Annotated in this window: 22 protein-coding genes; 12 read left to right on the forward strand and 10 right to left on the reverse strand. The window is 67.8% G+C overall.

Annotation, left to right across the window (positions count from 1 at the left end; all coding sequences use genetic code 11):
- Positions 1–2: 2 nt before the first annotated feature.
- Positions 3–1,067 carry a homocysteine S-methyltransferase family protein gene (locus BLQ58_RS16780; RefSeq protein ID WP_092600341.1) on the reverse strand — a complete coding sequence of 355 codons (1,065 nt, stop codon included), beginning with the start codon at positions 1,065–1,067 and terminating at the stop codon, positions 3–5.
- A gap of 251 nt (positions 1,068–1,318) precedes the next feature.
- Between BLQ58_RS16780 and BLQ58_RS16785 the strand changes: the two genes are divergently transcribed.
- Positions 1,319–1,711, forward strand: coding sequence for a rhodanese-like domain-containing protein (locus tag BLQ58_RS16785; RefSeq protein WP_092600343.1), 393 nt, complete (start codon positions 1,319–1,321; stop codon positions 1,709–1,711).
- 81 nt (positions 1,712–1,792) lie between these two features.
- On the opposite strand, the gene BLQ58_RS16790 is transcribed toward BLQ58_RS16785, so the two are convergent.
- The 4 genes from BLQ58_RS16790 to BLQ58_RS16805 form a co-directional block, all read right to left on the reverse strand.
- A complete protein-coding gene (locus BLQ58_RS16790; protein WP_061956410.1) occupies positions 1,793–2,050 on the reverse strand; it encodes a BTH_I0359 family protein in 258 nt (85 codons plus the stop codon).
- Positions 2,051–2,263: 213 nt separating this feature from the next.
- Positions 2,264–3,094, reverse strand: coding sequence for a 3-oxoadipate enol-lactonase (gene pcaD, locus BLQ58_RS16795; protein WP_092600345.1), 831 nt, complete (start codon positions 3,092–3,094; stop codon positions 2,264–2,266).
- Positions 3,095–3,140: 46 nt separating this feature from the next.
- Positions 3,141–4,139: a DUF3108 domain-containing protein gene (locus BLQ58_RS16800; protein WP_092600346.1), complete on the reverse strand. Its 999-nt coding sequence runs from the start codon at positions 4,137–4,139 to the stop codon at positions 3,141–3,143.
- Positions 4,140–4,164: 25 nt separating this feature from the next.
- Complete coding sequence (locus tag BLQ58_RS16805) at positions 4,165–5,037, reverse strand: IclR family transcriptional regulator (protein WP_092600730.1); 873 nt, start codon at positions 5,035–5,037, stop codon at positions 4,165–4,167.
- A gap of 114 nt (positions 5,038–5,151) precedes the next feature.
- Here BLQ58_RS16805 and BLQ58_RS16810 point away from each other — a divergent pair, with 114 nt between their 5' ends.
- From BLQ58_RS16810 to rfaE2, 6 genes are all read left to right on the forward strand, one after another.
- The gene (locus BLQ58_RS16810) at positions 5,152–6,132 is read left to right on the forward strand and encodes a fumarylacetoacetate hydrolase family protein (RefSeq protein ID WP_092600348.1); all 981 of its coding nucleotides are present in this window, start codon (positions 5,152–5,154) and stop codon (positions 6,130–6,132) included.
- A 163-nt stretch (positions 6,133–6,295) separates the two neighbouring features.
- Complete coding sequence (locus tag BLQ58_RS16815) at positions 6,296–7,120, forward strand: enoyl-CoA hydratase/isomerase family protein (protein WP_092600350.1); 825 nt, start codon at positions 6,296–6,298, stop codon at positions 7,118–7,120.
- 51 nt (positions 7,121–7,171) lie between these two features.
- Positions 7,172–8,083: a PhaM family polyhydroxyalkanoate granule multifunctional regulatory protein gene (locus BLQ58_RS16820; protein WP_092600352.1), complete on the forward strand. Its 912-nt coding sequence runs from the start codon at positions 7,172–7,174 to the stop codon at positions 8,081–8,083.
- Positions 8,084–8,145: 62 nt separating this feature from the next.
- Positions 8,146–9,327: a patatin-like phospholipase family protein gene (locus tag BLQ58_RS16825; RefSeq protein WP_254776000.1), complete on the forward strand. Its 1,182-nt coding sequence runs from the start codon at positions 8,146–8,148 to the stop codon at positions 9,325–9,327.
- A 129-nt stretch (positions 9,328–9,456) separates the two neighbouring features.
- Positions 9,457–10,302 carry a ferritin family protein gene (locus tag BLQ58_RS16830; RefSeq protein WP_092600356.1) on the forward strand — a complete coding sequence of 282 codons (846 nt, stop codon included), beginning with the start codon at positions 9,457–9,459 and terminating at the stop codon, positions 10,300–10,302.
- A gap of 93 nt (positions 10,303–10,395) precedes the next feature.
- Positions 10,396–10,890: a D-glycero-beta-D-manno-heptose 1-phosphate adenylyltransferase gene (gene rfaE2, locus BLQ58_RS16835; RefSeq protein ID WP_092600358.1), complete on the forward strand. Its 495-nt coding sequence runs from the start codon at positions 10,396–10,398 to the stop codon at positions 10,888–10,890.
- Positions 10,891–10,959: 69 nt separating this feature from the next.
- Here the strand turns inward: rfaE2 and BLQ58_RS16840 are convergent, their stop codons facing one another.
- From BLQ58_RS16840 to BLQ58_RS16850, 3 genes are all read right to left on the reverse strand, one after another.
- Positions 10,960–11,748: an SPOR domain-containing protein gene (locus BLQ58_RS16840; protein WP_092600360.1), complete on the reverse strand. Its 789-nt coding sequence runs from the start codon at positions 11,746–11,748 to the stop codon at positions 10,960–10,962.
- 62 nt (positions 11,749–11,810) lie between these two features.
- Positions 11,811–12,638 (reverse strand): type III pantothenate kinase, encoded by an 828-nt coding sequence (locus BLQ58_RS16845; RefSeq protein WP_092600362.1) that lies wholly within the window; start codon positions 12,636–12,638, stop codon positions 11,811–11,813.
- Positions 12,635–13,513, reverse strand: a complete 879-nt coding sequence (locus tag BLQ58_RS16850) for a biotin--[acetyl-CoA-carboxylase] ligase (protein ID WP_092600363.1) — start codon at positions 13,511–13,513, stop codon at positions 12,635–12,637. Before BLQ58_RS16850 ends, BLQ58_RS16845 begins: the two co-directional genes overlap by 4 nt.
- A 183-nt stretch (positions 13,514–13,696) precedes the next feature.
- Between BLQ58_RS16850 and BLQ58_RS16855 the strand changes: the two genes are divergently transcribed.
- From BLQ58_RS16855 to BLQ58_RS16875, 5 genes are all read left to right on the forward strand, one after another.
- Positions 13,697–14,797 carry an MlaE family ABC transporter permease gene (locus tag BLQ58_RS16855; RefSeq protein ID WP_254776001.1) on the forward strand — a complete coding sequence of 367 codons (1,101 nt, stop codon included), beginning with the start codon at positions 13,697–13,699 and terminating at the stop codon, positions 14,795–14,797.
- A complete protein-coding gene (locus BLQ58_RS16860) occupies positions 14,794–15,654 on the forward strand; it encodes an ABC transporter ATP-binding protein (protein WP_254775991.1) in 861 nt (286 codons plus the stop codon). Before BLQ58_RS16855 ends, BLQ58_RS16860 begins: the two co-directional genes overlap by 4 nt.
- Positions 15,654–16,595: an MlaD family protein gene (locus BLQ58_RS16865; protein WP_175459937.1), complete on the forward strand. Its 942-nt coding sequence runs from the start codon at positions 15,654–15,656 to the stop codon at positions 16,593–16,595. The genes BLQ58_RS16860 and BLQ58_RS16865 overlap by 1 nt, the downstream gene beginning before the upstream one ends.
- Before the next feature lie 77 nt (positions 16,596–16,672).
- Entirely contained in the window at positions 16,673–17,353 is a 681-nt protein-coding gene (locus tag BLQ58_RS16870; protein WP_254776002.1) for an ABC-type transport auxiliary lipoprotein family protein, read from the forward strand.
- A 49-nt stretch (positions 17,354–17,402) separates the two neighbouring features.
- Positions 17,403–18,686, forward strand: coding sequence for a VanZ family protein (locus tag BLQ58_RS16875; RefSeq protein ID WP_092600367.1), 1,284 nt, complete (start codon positions 17,403–17,405; stop codon positions 18,684–18,686).
- 31 nt (positions 18,687–18,717) lie between these two features.
- Here BLQ58_RS16875 and pcp read toward each other — a convergent pair whose 3' ends face one another.
- Both pcp and BLQ58_RS16885 read right to left on the reverse strand, forming a co-directional pair.
- A complete protein-coding gene (pcp, locus tag BLQ58_RS16880) occupies positions 18,718–19,380 on the reverse strand; it encodes a pyroglutamyl-peptidase I (protein WP_092600369.1) in 663 nt (220 codons plus the stop codon).
- 10 nt (positions 19,381–19,390) lie between these two features.
- Positions 19,391–20,341 (reverse strand): DUF979 domain-containing protein, encoded by a 951-nt coding sequence (locus BLQ58_RS16885; protein ID WP_092600371.1) that lies wholly within the window; start codon positions 20,339–20,341, stop codon positions 19,391–19,393.

Raw genomic sequence — 20,341 nt, forward strand, 5'->3', positions numbered from 1 at the left:
TTTCAGGCTGCCTGTTCGGCGTCTTCGCGATACTGGCCCGGCCAGGCACGCGGCGTCTTGTCGGCCACGCGGCGGGCAATGGCGGCGATATGATCGGGCGTGGTGCCGCAGCAGCCGCCCACCAGGTTCACCAGGCCCGACGCGGCGAATTCCTCCACCAGCGCGGACGTGACCTCGGGCGTTTCGTCAAAGCCCGTGTCGCTCATCGGATTCGGCAGGCCGGCGTTCGGATAGCACGACACCGCGGCGTCGCACACCTTGGCCAGCTCGGCGATGTACGGGCGCATCAGCGTGGCGCCCAGCGCGCAGTTCAGGCCGAACGTGACCGGCCTGGCATGGCGCAGGCTGTTCCAGAACGCTTCCACGGTCTGGCCCGACAGGATGCGGCCCGATGCGTCGGTCACGGTGCCCGAGATCATCACGGGCACGCGCTCGCCGGTGTCCTCGAACAGCTGGTCGATCGCGAACAGCGCGGCCTTCGCGTTCAGCGTGTCGAAGATCGTCTCGACCAGGAACACATCGGCGCCGCCTTCGAGCAGGGCCTTGCCCTGTTCGTAATAGGAATCGCGCAGTTCCTCGAAGGTGATATTGCGCGCGCCGGGGTCGTTGACGTCGGGGCTGATGCTGGCGGTCTTCGGCGTCGGGCCGAACGCGCCGGCCACGAAACGCGGCTTCTCGGGCGTGCTGTACTTGTCGCAGGCCGCGCGCGCCAGGCGTGCCGCCTCGACGTTCATCTCGTACGCCAGCGAGGCCATCTTGTAGTCTTCCTGCGCCACGCTCGTGGCACCGAAGGTATTGGTCTCGATCAGGTCGGCGCCCGCGGCCAGGTATTGCTCATGGATCTCGCTGATGACCTGCGGACGCGTCAGCAGCAGCAGTTCGTTGTTGCCCTTCACGTCGATCGGATGGTCAGCGAAGCGCGTGCCACGGTACTCGGCCTCGCCCAGCTTGTAGCGCTGGATCATCGTACCCATCGCGCCGTCGAGAATCAGGATGCGTTCACGCAGCAGCCGGGGCAGGCTGGCGGCCCGGGTATAGGGGCGGGGGGCGGATTGGACTGCGCTCATGGTGGGGCCTGGTTGTGATGCGCGCGCCCGGCCGGCGGGCCGAATGCGCAAATTTGGGCAAGAGGGCGATTTTATCAGGTAGATCAAGGGATTGCGGGCGGGCGCCCCGTCCCGCGCCGCAGCGTCTGGGCGCGGTTGTCAGCCGGAGACGGCACGCCTACACTAGGAGACGTATTCGCCACGAACCGACCTTCGCTCCCGTCGGCCATCATCCGCTATCGTCCGCTTTCGTCCGATTTTCGTCAGTTCCCATGCAACACTTGAGCCCCAACGACGCCCTGGCGCTGCTCGGCACCGAGCCCGATGCCCTCTTTATCGACTGCCGCAGCGAGATGGAATACCTGTTCGTCGGCCATCCGCAGGGCGCGCACAACGTGCCCTGGAACGACGGCCCGGACTGGGAGGTCAATCCGCACTTCGTCCAGGCCGTGAAGAAACTGGCCGGACAGGTATCGGCGCGGCCCGTGGTGCTGATCTGCCGCAGCGGCAACCGGTCGTCGGCGGCGGCCCGGGCGCTGGAGGGGGCCGGCTTCACCACGGTCTACAACGTCCTGCACGGTTTCGAGGGCGATCTCGACGCCCATCGCCATCGCAACACCGTCAACGGCTGGCGGCACGACGGGTTGCCGTGGGAGCAATACTGAAGCACCCGGTGCCCTGGCGTGCCAATGAAAAACGCCCGCTTGGCCAGCGGGCGTCTTTCATTTGGGCCGTGCCGGCAATGCTCAGTGCATCACCAGCGGATTGTTCATGACGGTGTCGAACTTGCCCAGAAACTCGTCGACTTCCTCCACGGATGGCTCGCTTTCGATCAGACGCGTCACGTCGGCGCGGAAGGTCTCGGCCATATGACCGCCGAGGAAAATTTCGCGTTTCAGGTTCTTGTCGACGATTTCGTAGCCGCCCGAGGCAAGGGTCGCATGCTCGACATCTGCGCCAAACTCGACAATGCAATAGTTGTCGCTGTTGTAGATCATTTGCATCGCACTACCTCCTGGCGTATGGTTGGCGCCGGTCCCAAGCCTGCCGGGATGACGCGATTTCCTCTCCAAGCTGAGGGTAGTCGTCCGTAATTCAAGTTTTACTGCCCGGACGAACCTTTGCGTGCTATTGCTGCCCTCCTATGTTGGGCATCGGCGCCTGCCGCAAGTTTCTTGAGCGCCTGACATTACTGTGTTGCGATCTTCCCAATGGCGTTACGGAATATCACACTGCCCGCCACATGCCGCATGCCCCAGGAACGCATCGAAGATCGCATGGAAGCGTTCCGGTTGTTCGATAAACGACAGGTGCGCGGCGTCGGGCAGTACCTCCAGCTTCGCACCGTGAATTTTCTGCGCAATGGATTGGGCCATCGATACGGGCGCCCCTTCGTCCTTATCCCCTGTCACTACAAGGGTCGGACAATGGATACGGCCGATCGCGTCCGCCAGGTCGAATGCCACGATGGCCTGCGCGACCCCCACGTAACCCTGCACCGGCGTGGCCAGCAACATCCGGTTGATACGTTCCACCTGGTCGGGATGCTTCGCGCGGAACGGCTGCGTCAGCCAGCGTTCCATCGTGGACGGCGCCATGCCCGCCATGCCGTGCGCCTCGGCCTGTCCGATCCGGTTGGCCCACATCGGGTGAGCTTCCATCGGGGTATGGTCGATCGTGTCCACCAGGGTCAGCGACAACAGACGGTCCGCGTGGCGCACACCCAGCGTCTGGGCCACCATGCCGCCCACCGATACGCCGCAGACATGGGCCTGTCCGATGTCCAGCGCGTCCATCAGGGCCACGGCGTCGTCGGCCAGCCGGGTCATCGTGTAGGCGCCCACCGGCGCGTCGCTGCCCCCGTGGCCGCGCAGGTCGAATCGCAACACACGATAGCGATCAGACAAATGACGCGCGGTATCGTCCCACAGTGTCAGATTCGCACCGAGCGCATGGATCAGAGCCACCCATGGCCCTTCCCGGCCATCGATGCGCGCCTGCAGCTGGACGTCGCCAGCGCGTATTCGCTGCGCCAATGTGTCAGGCATGTTTCAGTCTCCCGCGTGGTCAGCACGTGTCACCGCGGCTACGGCATCACCTTCCTTCACTACTACGATAGACCAGATCGATCTGAGTGCCATCGGGCTCCGTCTGACGGAGCCGCGCAGGCATCCAGTTCAACGACGGCGCCAGCCAGATTTCCACGCGCCGCTTGTCATTCGGGTGGCGTGCAAGCCGCACGAAGTGTCGCGCGCGCACCACGTCTGTGCCGATATCAATGTCTTCGTCGCCCACGTACTGGATCTGCATCGGCTCTACCTCGCGGGTGTCGGCCACGTTGAACGACTCGACCACACCCGGCGTGGCATAGCGCTGCGGGTCGCCCCGCACCCAGCCCACCAGTTGCAGGAAGATGCTGAAGCGGTCCTGGAAGGCGGTGGGCATCGGCACCTGGCCGCCACGCGTTTCAAACACCACGGTATTGGCGGCGCGGTCGAAGCGTGCCACTTCCACCTTGCTGCGGCGGGCCTCTTCATATCGCGTGGGCGCCAGTCCGCGATCGGTCATGTCGCCGCTGCTCTGGAATGCAAAGCGGAACCACAGCACGCGCGTCTCCACGGCCAGCCGGTAGTGCTTGCCGTCCTGTTCCCATCGGATGATGCCGTCGGGGTTCTGCACGCCGTTGACGAAGCTGGCGTAGCGCAGGGTGACCGAAGGGGGGGCCGCATAGCGCGGCCCAGGGGGCGTGGGCGGCGCCGATGTCTCGGCCGGCGCTGGCTGGGCGCTGGCGGTGCCCGTGCCGGTGCCTCCGGCGCCCGTGCTGGCCGATGTATCGCCGCTATCGGCCGTGGCCAGCGCGGGAGCCGCGGGCTCCCCGGCAGGTTCGGGGGCTGGAACAGGTGCTTGGGCCTGCGGCGCCGGCTTCGGCGCGGGGCGCGGCGGGGCGGGCGGCGCCGGGGGCTTTGGCGGAGGCAGCAGCACCGCCTCGATGGGCGGCGTCTCGCGCGGATCGGGCAATGCCGGGATCGGCACGCGCACCAGGCTGAACAGCAACAGCGCGTGCGCGATCGCCACCAGTGCGATCACCACCATCCATCGGCGCAGGCGCCGCGGACGCTTACGAGGGGGCTCCGTCCCTTGTGGACGGCTGGCTGTCGCCAAGATAACCAAGTTCCGACGAAATCTGTCGCGCGATATCGCGCACACGGCGGTCCACCGCGCCGCCCCATTCTGCATCGAATACGCTTTGCGCGCCCAGCACGATCAGCGCCATCGACAAATGACCGTTGGCGTCGAACACCGGCGTCGAGATGGCATTGATGCCCGGCAGCACGCCGCCACGCGTACGCGCCGCGCCGCGCTCGCGCACTTCGGCGCAGATGGCATCGTAGTCGGCCAGCGACGCAGGCATGTCAGGCAGGGCGACATCGCCACGCGTGGCCAGTTCACGCTCGATCAGCGGCAGTGTCTGGCGCCGGGACAGGTACGCGCCATAGAGCCGGCCCGTGGCGGAATTGAGCAGCGGCATCACATCGCCCAGCCGCAGGCTCACGCTGACCGGATGGCTGGATTCTTCCCAGTGGACGATGGTGGGCCCATGGTTGCCCCACACGGCAATGCCGGCGGTCTGGTCGATCTCGTCGCGCAGTTGCGACAGGATGGGCCGGGCCTTGCGCACGGGGTCCAGCCGGTTCAGGCCGGCCAGGCCAAGCTGCAGCGCGAACGGCCCCAGGTCGTAACGCTGGCTCACGGCGTCCTGCGTGACGGCCCCCAGGCGCTGGAAACTGACCAGGTAGCGATGCGCCTTGGCCGGGCTCATGCCGGCGGCGGCGGCCAGGTCGCGCAGCATCATCGCGCGCGGCGATGCGGCCAGCGCCTGCAGCAGCCGGAATCCCACCTCGATGGACTGGATGCCGGCGCGTTTGGCGTCGTCGCGGCCATCCTCGTGTGCCAGGTCGTCGCGGGAATCGTCATCGTCCACAGCGGTCATGCGCAGCTCGGGAAACAGGAATGTGATGCCGGCCATTCTATACGCGGCCAGCGGGCAACCCGGGCCGCTCCGGTAGACTACCGGCCATTCATTCCTGCCAATGTTCGATTTCGCATGAAACTCGCCACCCTGAAGGACGGTACGCGCGACGGCCAGCTGGTCGTTGTCTCGCGTGATCTGAAGACCGCGCACTTTGCCACCGAAATCGCCGGCAAGCTGCAGACCGCGCTGGACGACTGGCACTTTTACGCCCCGCAGCTGCAGGACCTGTACGACGCGCTGAACGCGGGCCGGGCGCGCCATCCGTTCCCGTTCCAGCCGAAGGACTGCATGGCCCCGCTGCCGCGCGCCTACCAGTGGGCGGACGGCTCCGCCTACGTGAACCACGTGGAACTGGTACGCCGCGCGCGCGGCGCCGAGATGCCGCCCGAATTCTGGACCGATCCGCTGATGTACCAGGGTGGGTCCGACGACTTCATCGGCCCGCAGGACGACATCGTGTGCCCGAACGAGGCGTTCGGCATCGACTTCGAGGCCGAGGTGGCCGTGATCACCGGCGACGTGCGCATGGGCGCCACGCCCGAGCAGGCCGCCGAGGCCATCCGCCTGGTGATGCTGGCCAACGACGTGTCGCTGCGAAACCTGATCCCCGCCGAATTGGGCAAGGGCTTCGGCTTCTTCCAGAGCAAGCCGGCCACCGCGTTCTCGCCCGTGGCGGTCACGCCCGACGAACTGGGCGACGCATGGCGCGACCGCAAGGTGCATCGCCCCATGACGGTCCTCTGGAACAGCAAGAAGGTGGGCGCCCCAGACTGCGGCACCGACATGGTGTTCGACTTCGGCCAGCTGATCGCCCACATCTGCAAGACCCGCAACGTGCGCGCCGGCAGCATCGTCGGGTCGGGCACCATCTCGAACGTCGACCGCAGCAAGGGATACGCCTGCATCGCCGAAAAGCGCATGATCGAGACCATCGAGAATGGCAAGCCCGAGACCGGGTTCATGAAGTTCGGCGACGCCGTGCGCATCGAGATGTTCGATGCCGACGGCAAGTCGATCTTCGGCGCCATCGACCAGGTGGTGGCGGCCCGCTGACCCCCTGCTACCCGGCCGGGCCAGCGTCCGCATCGGGCCAAGCCCCGGCTTGCGTCGCACCGCACCGTTGCGCCTATAATTCCCCGACCGCCCGGTCGGGAAATCGGCCGGATCATCGCCTTGCCCCGCGCCCACCCGGCGCCTTCTTTCCGGAACTCGCCCCATGACCGCCGACGCCAACACGCTCTCCCCCCGCCTGGCCCGCTACCAGGCCCTGACGCTGCGCCGCCACGGCCCGGTGCTCGAAGTCATCATGGGCGCGGCGCAGTCGGCCAACCAGAAGCTGGCCACGGCCGACGCCAGCATGCACCGCGAGCTGGCCGAGATCTGGCGCGACGTCTCGGCCGATCCCGACATCCGGGTGGCCCTGATCCGTGGCGAAGGCAAGGGTTTTTCGGCCGGCGGCGACCTGGCGCTGGTCGAAGACATGGCCAACGACTTCGAAACCCGCACACGGGTCTGGCATGAGGCCCGCGACCTGGTCTACAACGTCATCAACTGCGACAAGCCGATCGTCTCCGCCATGCACGGCCCGGCCGTGGGCGCGGGGCTGGTGGCGGGGCTGCTGGCCGATATCTCGATCGCGTCGAAGACCGCGCGCATCGTCGACGGCCATACCCGCCTGGGCGTGGCCGCCGGCGACCACGCCGCCATCGTGTGGCCGCTGCTGTGCGGAATGGCCAAGGCCAAGTACTATCTGATGCTGTGCGAGTCGGTCAGCGGCGAGGAAGCCGAGCGGATCGGCCTGGTATCGCTGGCGGTGGAGGAAGACGAACTGGTGGCCAAGGCGTTCGAGGTGGCCAACCGGCTCGCGGCGGGATCGCAAACCGCCATCCGCTGGACCAAGTACGCGCTCAATAACTGGCTGCGCATGGCCGGTCCCGCGTTCGATACCTCGCTGGCGCTCGAATTCATGGGCTTTGCCGGCCCCGACGTGCACGAAGGCATGGCGAGCCTGCGTCAGAAGCGGCCGCCCGAATTCCAGTAACCGGCCGTCGCCCTTGCGCGCGGATGGCCCACACGACAGGGGTGCCGCACCATGTTTGGACAGATTCCCGATTTCGGCAACAGCTTCGAATTCCTGCGCAAGCTCTGGGCCACCGGCAGCGGCATGCCCGGCGGCCTGATGCCAGGCCTGGGCGCGATGACGCCGCCGATGGATCTCGATGAGGTGGACAAGCGCATCCACGACCTCAAGGCCGTGGAAAGCTGGCTGCAGTTGAACGCGAACCTGCTGCGCACGACCATCCAGGGCCTGGAGGTACAGCGCGCCACGCTGGTCGCCCTGCAGACATTCGGCAACGCGCTGTCGCCCGAGGCCATGCAGAACGCGATGGAAAACGTCGCGCGCGCCGCCAACGCGCCCAGCGCGCATCCCCCGCAGCATCACCACCCGTTCGGCACGGGCCAGACCGTGTCCGAGGCACAGGCCGACGCCGAGAACGACGAGCCGGACGACGATGACGCGCCCCCCGACGGCGCAGAAGCCGCCGACGCCGCGGCCCAGGCTGACGGCGACGCTGCATCGGCCCAGCCCGGCGCGGCCCCGCTGCCGCCCAACGCGTCGCTGTGGTGGAACCTGCTGCAGCAGCAGTTCTCGCAGATCGCCAGCAGCGCAGCGGCCGCCAGTGCCGCGGCAGCCAGCGCCACGCCGTTTGCCGGCATGGCCGGCTTCGGTACGGGGGCAGCCCCCGGTGCCGAGGGCGTGGAGCCGGGCGTGAAGGGCGATCCGCCCGCGCAGCGCAAGCCGGCCGCCAACGGCAAGGCCAAGCCTGCAGCGGGCAAGGCCGCCGCCAGGAAGCCTGCGGCCAAGAAGCCCGCAGTGAAGAAAGCCGCTGCAACGGGTACGGCAAAGGGCGCCGCAGGCAAGGCGCCGGCCAAGAATGCCGCCACCGGATCCCACACCGGCACGCCGCCCGCGCCGGGCACGCCCGAGGACGGCTTCGAGTGACCCCGGCCACGCCCGCCAGCGCCTTCGCACGTGCCAGCCAGCGCCAGAGCACGGCGCTGGTGATGATGGGCGGCGGCGCCCGCGCCGCATATCAGTCCGGCGTGCTGTCGGGCATCGCAAAGATCGCGGCGCGCCACGGGCTGGACCACTGCCCGTTGCCGTTCGGCATCATTGCCGGCACGTCGGCAGGGGCCATCAATGGCGCCGGGCTGGCCACCGGCGCCGCCGACTTCCGCGCCGCAGCCGACACGCTGGCGGCGCTCTGGCACAGCCTGCATGCCGACGATGTCTACCGGACCGACGTGGTGCAGATGGGCGTGTCGGGCGCGCGCTGGCTGTCGTCGCTGGCCTTCGGCTGGATCACCCGCCGCGCGCCGCGTGCGCTGTTCGACAACGCGCCGCTGGGCAGCTTCCTGACCGAACTGTTCGAACCCGGGCGGGTACAGGCCAGCCTCGACAGCGGCGCGCTGCACGCGTTCGCCGTGACGGCGCTGTCGTACAGCACGGGGCGCCACATCACGTTCTACCAGTCGCACCGGCGCATTCATCCGTGGCAGCGCAGCCAGCGGCTGGCCGTGGAAGCCGCCATCGGCGTGGATCATCTGCTCGCCTCGTCGTCGATCCCGTTCCTGTTCCCGGCCATGCCGCTGGAAATCGAGGGCCATCACGAATGGTTCGGCGACGGCACGATGCGGCAGATGTCGCCGCTGTCGCCGGCCATCCACCTGGGCGCCTCGCGCATCCTGGCCATCGGCGCGGCGTCGCGCCAGCGCGCGGGCTGGTTCGATACGGTGCCGTCGGGCGGCTATCCGTCGCTGGCGCAGGTGGGTGGGCAGGCGCTGGCCAGCATCTTCCTGGATGGCCTGCAGGCCGACATCGAACGGCTCATGCACATCAACCGGCTGCTGTCGCGCATGCCCGAGATGGCCAACGATGCCGAAGGCTGGCGCCCCGTGCAGGTGATGACGATTTCGCCCAGCGAGCCCATCGAGGCCATTGCCGCCGAACACCTGCACCGGCTGCCGCGCACCGTGCGCGCGCTGCTGTCGCCGCTGGGCGGCACCGAGGCACGCGGCGCCGCTTTTGCCAGCTACCTGCTGTTCGAACCCGAGTTCACACAGGCCCTGCTGGCGCTGGGCGAACGCGACGCGGCCGCCCAGGCCGACGAGATCGCCGCCTTCCTGTACGGCGTGGTGCCGGAAACCAGGCCCGCGGCACAGGAAATGTCCGAAGTGTCGTCGTAGCGCCACTTTCGCCGCCTGCCAGGCGCTCCGCCTATGCAATCCATCGCATCAGGGCTAAAACGGAGTAGAGAAAACATTCGAGAATGATTCTTGTCTGGTAGAATCCGCCCGTAATTTCAAAGGCTTAGCATGCTCTACCCCGAACTGTTCAAATCGTTGGAAGCGGTCCGCTGGCACATGGACAAGGACATCCCCTGGGATACCTTCGACCCGAGCCTGCTTACTGACGACCAGGCGAAGACCATCCGCATGAATGCGATCACCGAGTGGTCGGCCCTGCCCGCCACGGAGATGTTCCTGCGCGACAACCGCCACGATTCCGACTTTTCGGCTTTCATGAGCATCTGGTTCTTCGAAGAGCAGAAGCATTCGCTGGTGCTGATGGAGTACCTGCGCCGCTTCCGCCCGGACCTGGTGCCGACCGAGGAAGAACTGCACGCCGTGCGCTTCGAGTTCGACCCGGCCCCGCCGCTGGAAACGCTGATGCTGCACTTCTGCGGCGAGATCCGCCTGAACCACTGGTACCGCCGTGCCGCCGAGTGGCACTCGGAGCCGGTCATCAAGCACATCTACCGGACGCTGTCGCAGGACGAAGCCCGCCATGGCGGCGCCTACCTGCGCTACATGAAGAAGTACCTTTCCCAGTTTGGCGATTCGGCGCGCGCCGCGTTTGCCAAGATCGGCGTGCTGATGGCATCGGCCCGCCGCACGGAAAAGCCGCTCCACCCGACCAACCTGCACGTGAACAAGGCCCTGTTCCCGAACGACACGGTGCAGTCGCGCCTGCCGGACCCCGACTGGCTCGAGCACTGGCTCGACGAGCAGATCCGCTTCGACGAGGTCTGGGAAAAGAAGGTGATCGAGCGCATCCTGCACAACATGTCGCTGCTGTTCGAACGCACGTTCGAATCGGTGCAGGACCTGAACCGCTACCGCAAGGAACTGAACGCAAACCTGCAGGCCGCCCAGGCCTGAAGGATTTTCCGGTTCCAGCCGCTGCAACGAGACCCCGTCGGCTACGATGGGGTTTTTCATTTTGGGGCGCCGCGCCCTCTCCCGACCCGATCCATGACCGCACCCGCCTTCGAATCCAAGCTGGTACCCGCCGACGACATCGCCGCGCTGCACGCCGCCGTGGCCGCGCTGCCGCGTCCGCTGGTCTTTACCAATGGCGTGTTCGACATCCTCCATCGCGGCCACGCCACGTACCTGGCGCAGGCACGCGAACTGGGCGCCAGCATGGTGGTGGGCGTGAACAGCGATGCGTCGGTGAAGATGCTTGGCAAGGGCGATGACCGCCCGCTCAATCACGAAGCGGACCGCATGGCCCTGCTGGCCGCGCTGGGGTCGGTGGACCTGGTGGCGATGTTCCGCGAGCAGACCCCGGTGGAGCTGATCCGCCTGGTGCGTCCGGACATCTACGTGAAGGGCGGCGACTACGACATCGACACGCTGGAAGAAACCCGCCTGGTGCGCAGCTGGGGCGGCCAGGCCTATGCCATCCCGTTCCTGCACGACCGCTCGACGACCAAGCTGCTGACGAAGGTGCGGGCGCACGGCTGACGCCTTGCCCGCCGCGCTGGCGACGCGGCGCCCCTCTTGCGCGATGCGCGGTAGAGGGGAAAACCTGCTCTACCCTGCCCGCGCGGCACTACCTTCGCCGCGCGCCTGCGTCATCCCCTTGCAGGACTGCAGCAACTCGGCACCGTAGCGCAGGCGGACTTCATCCATGCGGGTCCGCACAGCCTCGTCGGCATGCGCCACGCGCAGCCACTGGCGCGACACGGCACGCGGCGCGTCGCTGACCAGCGCGGTGCGCACGCCCAATCCGCGTAGCGTTTCCAGGAACCGGTCGGCCCGTTCGCGCTCGCGGAACAGGCCCAGCGACACCGTGTACGACGCGGGGTCATCGGCGCTCACCACCGAGACATCGGTCACCTTGCGCCGGCGCAGTTCGGCCAGCTTGCGGTCGGCGTTCTCGCGCGTTGGCTGGGCCGGCAGATGGACCCACCAGCGCACCTGCTCGCTGCGTTCGAACTGCTCCACCGCCAGCGGCGAACCCGCCGCGATGGCGGCCAGGTCTTCCTTCGCGCGCTGCACGGCCTGCGACGTGAAGCCGCCCATCTCCAGGCAGGCATCGGCCGGCGCGGCGGCCAGCGTCACGCTGCCCGGTGCCGCCGTGCCCGCAGGCGCGACGGCAGGCATCTCGCTGCGCGGCGCGGGCGCCGATGCCTCCACCGGCTGAGGCAGCACCTCCATGCGTTCGCGGCGCACCTGCTGATCCACACGTTGCGGCTCGCGCGGGCTCTCCAGCGTGCCGCCAAGCGGATGCGGCCCGAAAACGCCCAGCACGGCCGCCAGCATCAGCAGGTTGGCGATCAGCAGGATCAGCAGCAGGACGGTCAGGCCTCTCCGGGACATTTGGCGCGAGTCGGTCGAGTGATGGGGCACGGCAAAGGGTGGTCAGCGATGATGAATACGGCTCAGGCGGGCAGCGCCATCGCGTGCAACCCAAGCAGCACAAGATTATCGTGCATCTCAAACGGCATCGCGAGCGCCCCGGCCACCGCGTGCCGCGCGCCGCCCGACAGCAGGCAGCGCACCGGGCCGCGTTCGGCCAGCGCGCGCCATGTACGCTCGATGGCGCCGGCTTGCGCGGCCAGGCAGCCCGCCGCAATCGCATCGTGGGTGTTGTCCGCGCCCAACGCCTGCACCGCGCGCGTGGCGCCGGCGCCGGTATCGAGCACATCCAGTTCGGGCAGCTGTGCGGTATTGCGCGCCAGCGTCCCCAGCATCAGTTGCAGGCCCGGCAGGATCAGGCCACCCTCGAACCGGGCGCCATCGGGCGTCGGGGTCACGATGTCCAGTGTCGTGGCCGTGCCCGCCGTGACGATCAGCAATGTCTGATCCGGCAGCCAGCGATGCGCGCCGATGCTCCCCACCCAGCGGTCCACGCCAAGCTGCGTCGGCTCGCGATAGCCATTGACCAGCCCGCCATGCGCGGCCGTGGTGCGTACCCATGTCAGCGCGGCCGCGCTGCCGAAAGCCTCCACCAGCAAGGCATCGACCTTGCCCGCCAGCGTCGGGCCGGCCACATTGGCGATCCACACCGCCGGGACGCGGCCGCCGGCCACCTGCTGCCACGTGCCCAGCAGGGCGGCCCGCTCGGCGGGCGCGGTATGCGTGGTCGCGCCGGCGTGCTGCCAGGGCGTGGGCAGTGCGCCGGCCGCTGGGGCCGGAGCGGGCAGATCATCGTCGCACCAGGCCCATTTCAGCCGCGTATTGCCGATGTCGATCAGCAGCGTACTCATGCGCTGGCTCCGCGCAGCGACACCTCGCCGCTGGCAATCCGTTGCAATCCCTCGGCGGTTTCCAGCAGCAGGTGGCCGTCGCTGTCCACGCCGCGCGCCAGGCCTTCCGCCATCACCTGCCCGTCATGCAGCAGGCGCACAGGCTCGTTGCGGAAGGCATCACGCGCCGACCACGCCGGCGCCAGCGGCGCAAAGCCCTGGGCCAGGAACGTGGCACGCATGGCCGCCAGCCGGTTCAGCACGGCGGCCAGGATGCGCGTGGGGTCGCGCTGCGGATCGAACGACGCCATGGCCTCGGACACGCCCGCCAGTTCGCGGCCCAGCGCCGCTTCCATGCCGGCGTCGCGCATCAGGTTCAGCCCGATGCCGATCACGGCCCACAGCCGCTGCGGACCGGCCGGCACCGATTCGATCAGGATGCCGGCCAGCTTGCGACCGTCGATCTGCAGGTCGTTGGGCCACTTCAGGCCCACGCGCGGGCCGCAGGCGGCGTCGCAGTCTTCCAGCGCCTGTGCCACGGCCAGCCCCACGGCCAGGCTCAGGCCGCTGAGCCGCGCCGGCGGCAGCGCCAGCGGCATCGCCACCGAGAACATCAGCCCCGCACCCTGCCAGGGCCGCCCCTGCCGGCCACGGCCGGCTGTCTGCCGGTACGCCACGCGCACGCGCGCGGCGTCGTCGGCCCATGGCGCGCTGCGGCTGGCCTGGGTCAGGTCGGCATTGGTCGATCCGGTTTCCGCCACGACCTCGACCTGCCATGACCGGGCGGGACCGCCATCGAGCGCCTGGCGCAGGGTGTCCGTGTCGATCCGCCATGCCGGCAGGACGGCGGGATCGACGGCACGGTGAGTGGCAGCGGAATCGGGAAAGTCTGGCATGGGGACGGCAGGAACCTGGAATCAATCCGGCGGGGCGAAGCATGGCACGGAGTCTGGCGAGATTGTAGCCGTGGCCGTGTCAGCGGATGTCCGGTCGCGTGACCCCGGTTGGTAGCATAGAATCGAGACTCAGCCATCACATCATCGCCGCTTTTGGATCGCCAGCCGACGCCCGCCATCGATATCTCCCGCCAGGACGGAGCCTGCAGCATACAGCTGCAAGGGGACTGGACTGCTCTTGCACTTGCCGGCTGCCATGAAGCGCGCGGCCTGCGCGCCCAGCTGCACGAACTGACCGAGGCGCCCCAGCATGCCGAATGGTCGCTGGCCGCCGTGACGCGGCTGGACCATATCGGCGCGCAACTGATCTGGCAGGCCTGGAACGGCCGCATGCCCGAGCGCGTGGAACTGAACGACGGTCAGCGCCGGGTGTTCGAGCGCATCCAGAATCTGCGCACCGACGGCTGGCGCAAGACGATGATCGACCGTTTCAATCCGGTGACCCTGCTGGGTGCCAAGCTGCTGTCGTTCTTCGCCCAGCTGGCCAACGGCATCACCATGCTGGGCCAGCTTGCGTTCGACCTGCTGCGTTTCGCGCGCGCACCGCATCGCGGCCCCTGGCGCGAGATCTCCGCGAATGTGTACAACGTGGGCTATAAGGCACTCGGGATCACGGCGCTGGTCGGGTTCCTGATCGGCATCGTGCTGTCCTATCTGTCGGCCAACCAGTTGCGCACGTTCGGCGCCAGCACCTTTATCGTCAACATCCTGGGCATGGCGGTCATCCGCGAACTGGGGCCGGTGCTGGCCGCCATCCTGATCGCCGGCCGCTCCGGCTCGGCCATTACCGCCCAGATCGGCGTGATGCGCGTGACCGAGGAGCTTGACGCGATGAGCGTGATGGGCATCTCGCACGGCTTCCGGCTGATCATGCCGCGCGTGATCGCGCTGGCCATCTCGATGCCGCTGCTGGTGGCGTGGACCGACGTGATGGCGCTGGCCGGCGGCATGGTGGCCGCGCGCTACCAGCTCGACATCAGCTACGCGTTCTTCCTGCGCCAGTTGCCCGATGCGGTGCCGGTGGCCAACCTGTGGCTGGGCCTGGGCAAGGGCGTGGCGTTCGGCATGCTGATTGCGCTGACCGCCTGCCACTTCGGGCTGCGCATCAAGCCCAACACGCAGAGCCTGGGCCAGGGCACCACGGCCTCGGTGGTGACGTCGATCACCGTCGTGATCCTGGCCGATGCGGTCTTTGCCATCCTGTTCAAGAACGTGGGGCTATGAATACCATCGCCATGCCGCAAGTCGGCCCCGACACTCCGCGCGAGAAGATCATCGAGGTGCAGAACCTCGTCAAGCGCTATGGCGACAACGTGGTGCACGACGGCCTGAACCTGGACGTCTATCGCGGCGAGGTGCTGTCGATCGTGGGCGGCTCGGGCACGGGCAAGACCGTGCTGCTGCGCCAGATCGTGGGGCTGGAGCGGCCGACGTCGGGCACCATCAAGGTCTTCGGCGAGAACCCGGCCAGCCTGAACGCCGCCCAACTGCAGACGCTGCGCAACCGCTGGGGCCTGCAGTTCCAGCGCGGCGCGCTGTTTTCGGCGCTGTCGGTCATCGACAATATCGCGCTGCCGCTGCGCGAGATGCGCGCGCTGCCGGACAACCTGATCTGCCAGGCATCGCTGCTGAAGCTGCAGCTCGTGGGCCTGTCGGCCAGGGACGCCGACAAGATGCCGTCGGACCTGTCGGGCGGCATGATCAAGCGCGTGGCGCTGGCGCGTGCGCTGGCACTGGAACCCGAGCTGGTTTTTCTGGACGAACCCACGGCGGGCCTGGATCCGATGGCGTCCGACGACTATGTGGCCCTGATCCGCGAATTGCGCCGCGAACTGGGCCTGACGGTGGTCATGATCACGCACGACCTCGACACCCTGGTGGCGCTGTCCGACCGCGTGGCCGTGCTTGCCGACCACAAGGTACTGGCCGCCGCGCCCATTGCCGAGGTGATCAAGGTCGATCATCCGTTCATCCGCGAATATTTTCTGGGCGACCGCGCCCAGCGCGCGCTGCAGGCGCTGCCCGCCCTCAAGGGCCCCGGCAGCCCGGCAGCGCCAACTGGAAACACTGGAGACACCTGATGGAAAACAAGTCAAACGCCTTCCTGGCAGGCGTGTTCACCATCGGACTGGCGATCCTGGTGCTGTTCTCGCTGTTCTGGTTCAGCAGCGACCACGCCGTGCGCGTGCCGTACGACCTGATCACACGTTCGACGGTCAACGGGCTGGGACCGCAGGCCGACGTGAAGTATCGCGGGCTCGATGTCGGCAAGGTGTTGTCGATCAAGTTCGATCCGCAGGTGCCGGGCCAGATCATCGTGCGCATCAGCGTCAACCAGGACACGCCGATCACGCGCACCACCTATGCCACGCTGGGCTTCCAGGGCGTGACAGGCATCGCCTATGTGCAGCTGGACGACACCGCGCGCGAGGATGGCGCCACCACCAGTTCGCCGCCGCTGCATACGTCGGCACGCGAACCGGCGCGCATCGTGATGCGGCCCGGCTTCTTCGAGGAGCTGGAAAAGCGCGGTGACTCGCTGCTGACCCAGACCGAGACACTGATGTCGTCGCTCAACGAGATGTTCCAGACCACCAACCGCGACGAGCTGATGGCCGCCATCAAGTCGGTCCACAAGACCGCCGACGACTATTCGAAGCTGGCCGCGTCGCTGCAGCCCGCGGCCGCCCGCCTGCCGCAGGCCGTGGACAACCTGAACGCCACGCTGGCGTCCACGCGCCGGCTGGCCGATGACCTGGCCAACCCGCATGGCACGGTGATGAGCACCGTGAACCGCGTGGGCGAGAACATGCAGGGCGCCGCCGATTCGGTGCAGCAGGCGGCCGGCATCTTCACCCAGGAAACGCTGCCGCAGATCAACGGGCTGGCGCGCGATGCCCGCCAGGCCACGCGCAGCATCGACCGGGCGGCCGGCCAGTTCAACGATCAGCCGAGCAGCGTGCTGTTCGGCGGCTCGGCCGTGGCCCCCGGACCCGGCGAACCGGGCTTCCACACCCCGTGAACCGCCGCCACGCCATGCGTCAGACCCACCGTCGGGAATCCATCATGAAAACCCGTTCCGCCCTTGCCTCGCTGGCCATGCTAATGGCGCTGGCCGCCGTGGCCACCCTGTCCGGCTGCAGCGTGCTGTCGCCCGCCAAGCCCAGCACGACCTACGACCTGGGCCCGCTTGCTGCCGCGCCGTCCCAGCCGCCCGCCCGCCTGCCCAAGCTGCGCGTGGCCGAGACCGGCGGCCCGACGTGGATGGACGGCCGGGGCATCTACTACCGGCTGCAATACACCCAGGCCCAGCGGCTGCAGGCTTACGCCACGCAACGCTGGGTGGACGCCCCGACGCGGCTGTTCGACGACCGCCTGCGCGACGCGGTGTCCGGGCGCGGCGAACTGACGTGGTACGGCGACACCAGCGTGCCGGCCATCAAGGTAGACCTGCTGGGCTTCGAGCAGGTCTTCGACTCGCCCACCAGCAGCCGGGGCGTGGTGCGCGCGCGCGCCACGGTATTCCACAAGGGACTGATCGGGCAGAAGACTTTTGTCGCGGAACTGCCGGCGCCCAGTGCCGACGGCGCGGGCGGCGTGAAGGCGCTGTCGGCCAGCAGCGATGCGGTCATCGCCGCCATCCTCGACTGGACCGCCACGCTGCCGCTGGAAGCCGCCGCCGCCGGCCCGGCGCCGTTGCCGCGCGTGAACCCGCCCGGGCGCAACGCGGTGCCGCTGCCGACCGAAGAAACGCCCAAGCCCACGCCCCCGCGCCAATGAGTTGCGGAAAGCCTATAGTGCGAATCAGGCCGTAAGTTTCACGCCGTCCATGGCACCGGATACCCCCCTGCCGCCTTCGCCCCCGACGCCCCCAGAGGCCCCGCCGCAGCCGGAGCTGGAGGGCTGGTTGCCACGTCATTCGCCGCTGGCGCGTGTGGGGCTGATCTGCTTCACCCTGCTGGTGGTCTACGCCAGCCTGTATCCGTTTTCGGGATGGATGAACAACGGCATCTCGCCGTTCGCCTTCCTGACCGCGCCCAAGCCGCGCTACATCACCGAATTCGACCTGCTTACCAATGTGCTGGGCTACTGCCCGTTCGGCGCGCTCGTGGTGCTGTCGCTGCATCCGCGCGTATCGGGCGCGCGCGCCACGCTGATCGCGCTGGTGGCCGGCGCGCTGCTGTCGTCGGTCATGGAAGCCCTGCAGACGTGGCTGCCTACCCGCATCCCGTCGAACATCGACCTGATTACCAACGCGCTGGGCGCGCTGCTGGGGGCCGCCGTGGTGGCGCCGTTCACAAGCGCGCTGATCGACCGCGGCAACATGACCCGCCTGCGCATGGCGTGGTTCGAGCCACATGCCAGCTTTGCGATCGTGCTGATCGTGCTGTGGCCGTTCGCGCAGGTGTTTCCGCAGGAACACCTGTTCGGCATGGGCGGCATCGTGCGCGAATGGCTGACCGATCCCGATTCCTGGCCGATGGCGTGGGTGCAGGCCTACTTCCCGGCGCTGGTCGCCTGGCAGGACAGCATCAACCTGCGGCCCGACGACCTGCAGAACCAGCTGCTGCTGGAAACCATGGTCACCGCATCCAGCTGGATCGGCACCGGCCTGTTTGCGTCGGTTGCCATGCGGCGCACCGCGCCGATGCTGCGCATCCTGGCGGCGCTGCTGACCGCCGCGCTGATGACCAAGGCGGGCGTCGCGGAACTGCAGTTTCCCGACGACAACGCGTTCAACTGGCTGTCAGAAGGCGGCCGTTTTGCCCTGCTGACCAGCTCGCTGGTGCTGGTCCTGCTGCTGCGCTTGCCACGATGGCTGCGCGCCGTGCTGGCGGTCGTATCGCTGATCGGCCTGGTGATACTGACCAATATCCTGCCGCCGAATCCGTATGCGTGGATCTCGGAGCAAGGCTGGCGCATGGGCCGCCTCGTGCACTTCAACAGCCTTGCGCAATGGCTGGGCTGGGTATGGCCATTCCTGGCCTTCTTCTACGTGGTCTGGCGCTTCGAGCAGATCACGCTGCGGCGGCGACTGCAGAAGCGCGCCCAGCGCCGCGCGACGGCGCGGGCCGTGGCCGCGGCGACGGAATCCCGGCAGGAGTCGAAGTAGGCGTCAGCGGCCCATTGCCGCTGGCGACTTGTCAGTGCAGCTGGCCGCCCTGCTCACGGATATCGGCATCGGTCGACAGCGACGTGGCCACCGCCACGCGCAGGCCGGCGATCAGCGTGTCGAGCGCCAGGCTGGGCGCGCCGGGATGCCGGGCGGCCTGCTCCGGCAGGTACGGAATGTGGATGAAGCCGCCGCGCGTGACCGTGGCCGCTGCCCGGCGTTGCGCCAACGCATGCATCAGTCCGTAGAACACGTGGTTGCAGACGAACGTACCGGCAGTTTGCGACACCATCGCCGGCACGCCGGCTGCGCGCATGTCGCGCACGATGGCCTTGATCGGCAGCGTCGAGAAATACGCCGCCGGGCCATCCGGCGCAATCGTGTTGTCGATGGGCTGAGCCCCGGCGTTGTCGGCGATGCGGGCATCGTCCACATTGATCGCCACGCGCTCGATCGACATCTCGGTGCGGCCGCCAGCCTGACCCACCGCAATCACCACATCCGGATTCAAAGATTCTACGAGTTGCGCCATCGCGTCGATGGCGTTGCCGAACACGCACGGCAACTGGCGCGCGACGATCACTGCATCGCCCACGCGCTCGCCATCGAGCGCCCGCACCGCCTCCCACGAGGGATTGATCGGCTCTTGTTCAAACGGCTCGAAGCCGGTCAGCAGGACGGTACGGACGGACATGGCAGTTTCCTTACATCAGGAAGTAAAGCAGGAAGATATTGGCGATCAGGATGCCGAACGCGGTGGGCAATTGCGCGCGGATCACGGCGTTCTTGTCTTCCAGTTCCAGCAGCGCGGCCGGCACGATGTTGAAGTTGGCCGCCATGGGCGTCATCAGCGTGCCGCAGTAGCCCGAGAACATGCCGATGGCCGCCATCACGGCCGGGTTCGCGTGGAACATCCCCACCAGGATCGGCACGCCTACGCCGCCGGTCATCACCGGGAACGCGGCGAAGCCGTTACCCATGATGACCGTGAACAGCGCCATGCCCACGCAGTAGACCGTCACCGCCACGAACTTGAAGTCCATGTTGATGTACGACGTGGTCAGGTGCGCCACGGCCTTGCCCACGCCGGCGTCGGCAAACACCAGGCCCAGCATGGCCAGCATCTGCGGCAGCACCAGCGCCCAGCCCAGCGCCTCGATCAGGCGGCGCGATTCGCGCATGCTCTGCGCCGGCGTGTCGCGCGTCAGCCAGCACACCACGAACAGCGACACCAGGCAGCCAACACCCAGCGACACGAACGTGACGTTCTTCGGATCGAGCAGCGGCAGTCCGGCAATCTTGACGTCCTTGAACAGCACCGTGCCCAGCACCGTGATCAGCGGAATCAGCAGCGCCGGGATGAACAGCTTGTTGCCCAGGCGCTGGGCGCTGGCGCGGCGCTTTTCTTCCGGCAGCGTGCCGTGCTTGCCATGGCCCACGCCGCCAAACCCGGCGATCAGTGCCATCACCACGGCGCCCACGCCGACCACGGCCGGCGGGATCTTGTCGCCGATCAGGAAGATGACCGCATAGAGCAGCCAGAACAGGCCCGTGGTCAGACGGCGCGGATGCGTCTTGTCCGTGAACGTCATCAGCGCGGTGATGAGCAGGACAAAGCCGGCCAGCCAGTAGAGGTATTCGATCGAGATAATCAT

Source organism: Ralstonia sp. 25mfcol4.1, assembly GCF_900104095.1.
In the GTDB taxonomy this organism is placed as follows: Bacteria; Pseudomonadota; Gammaproteobacteria; order Burkholderiales; family Burkholderiaceae; genus Cupriavidus.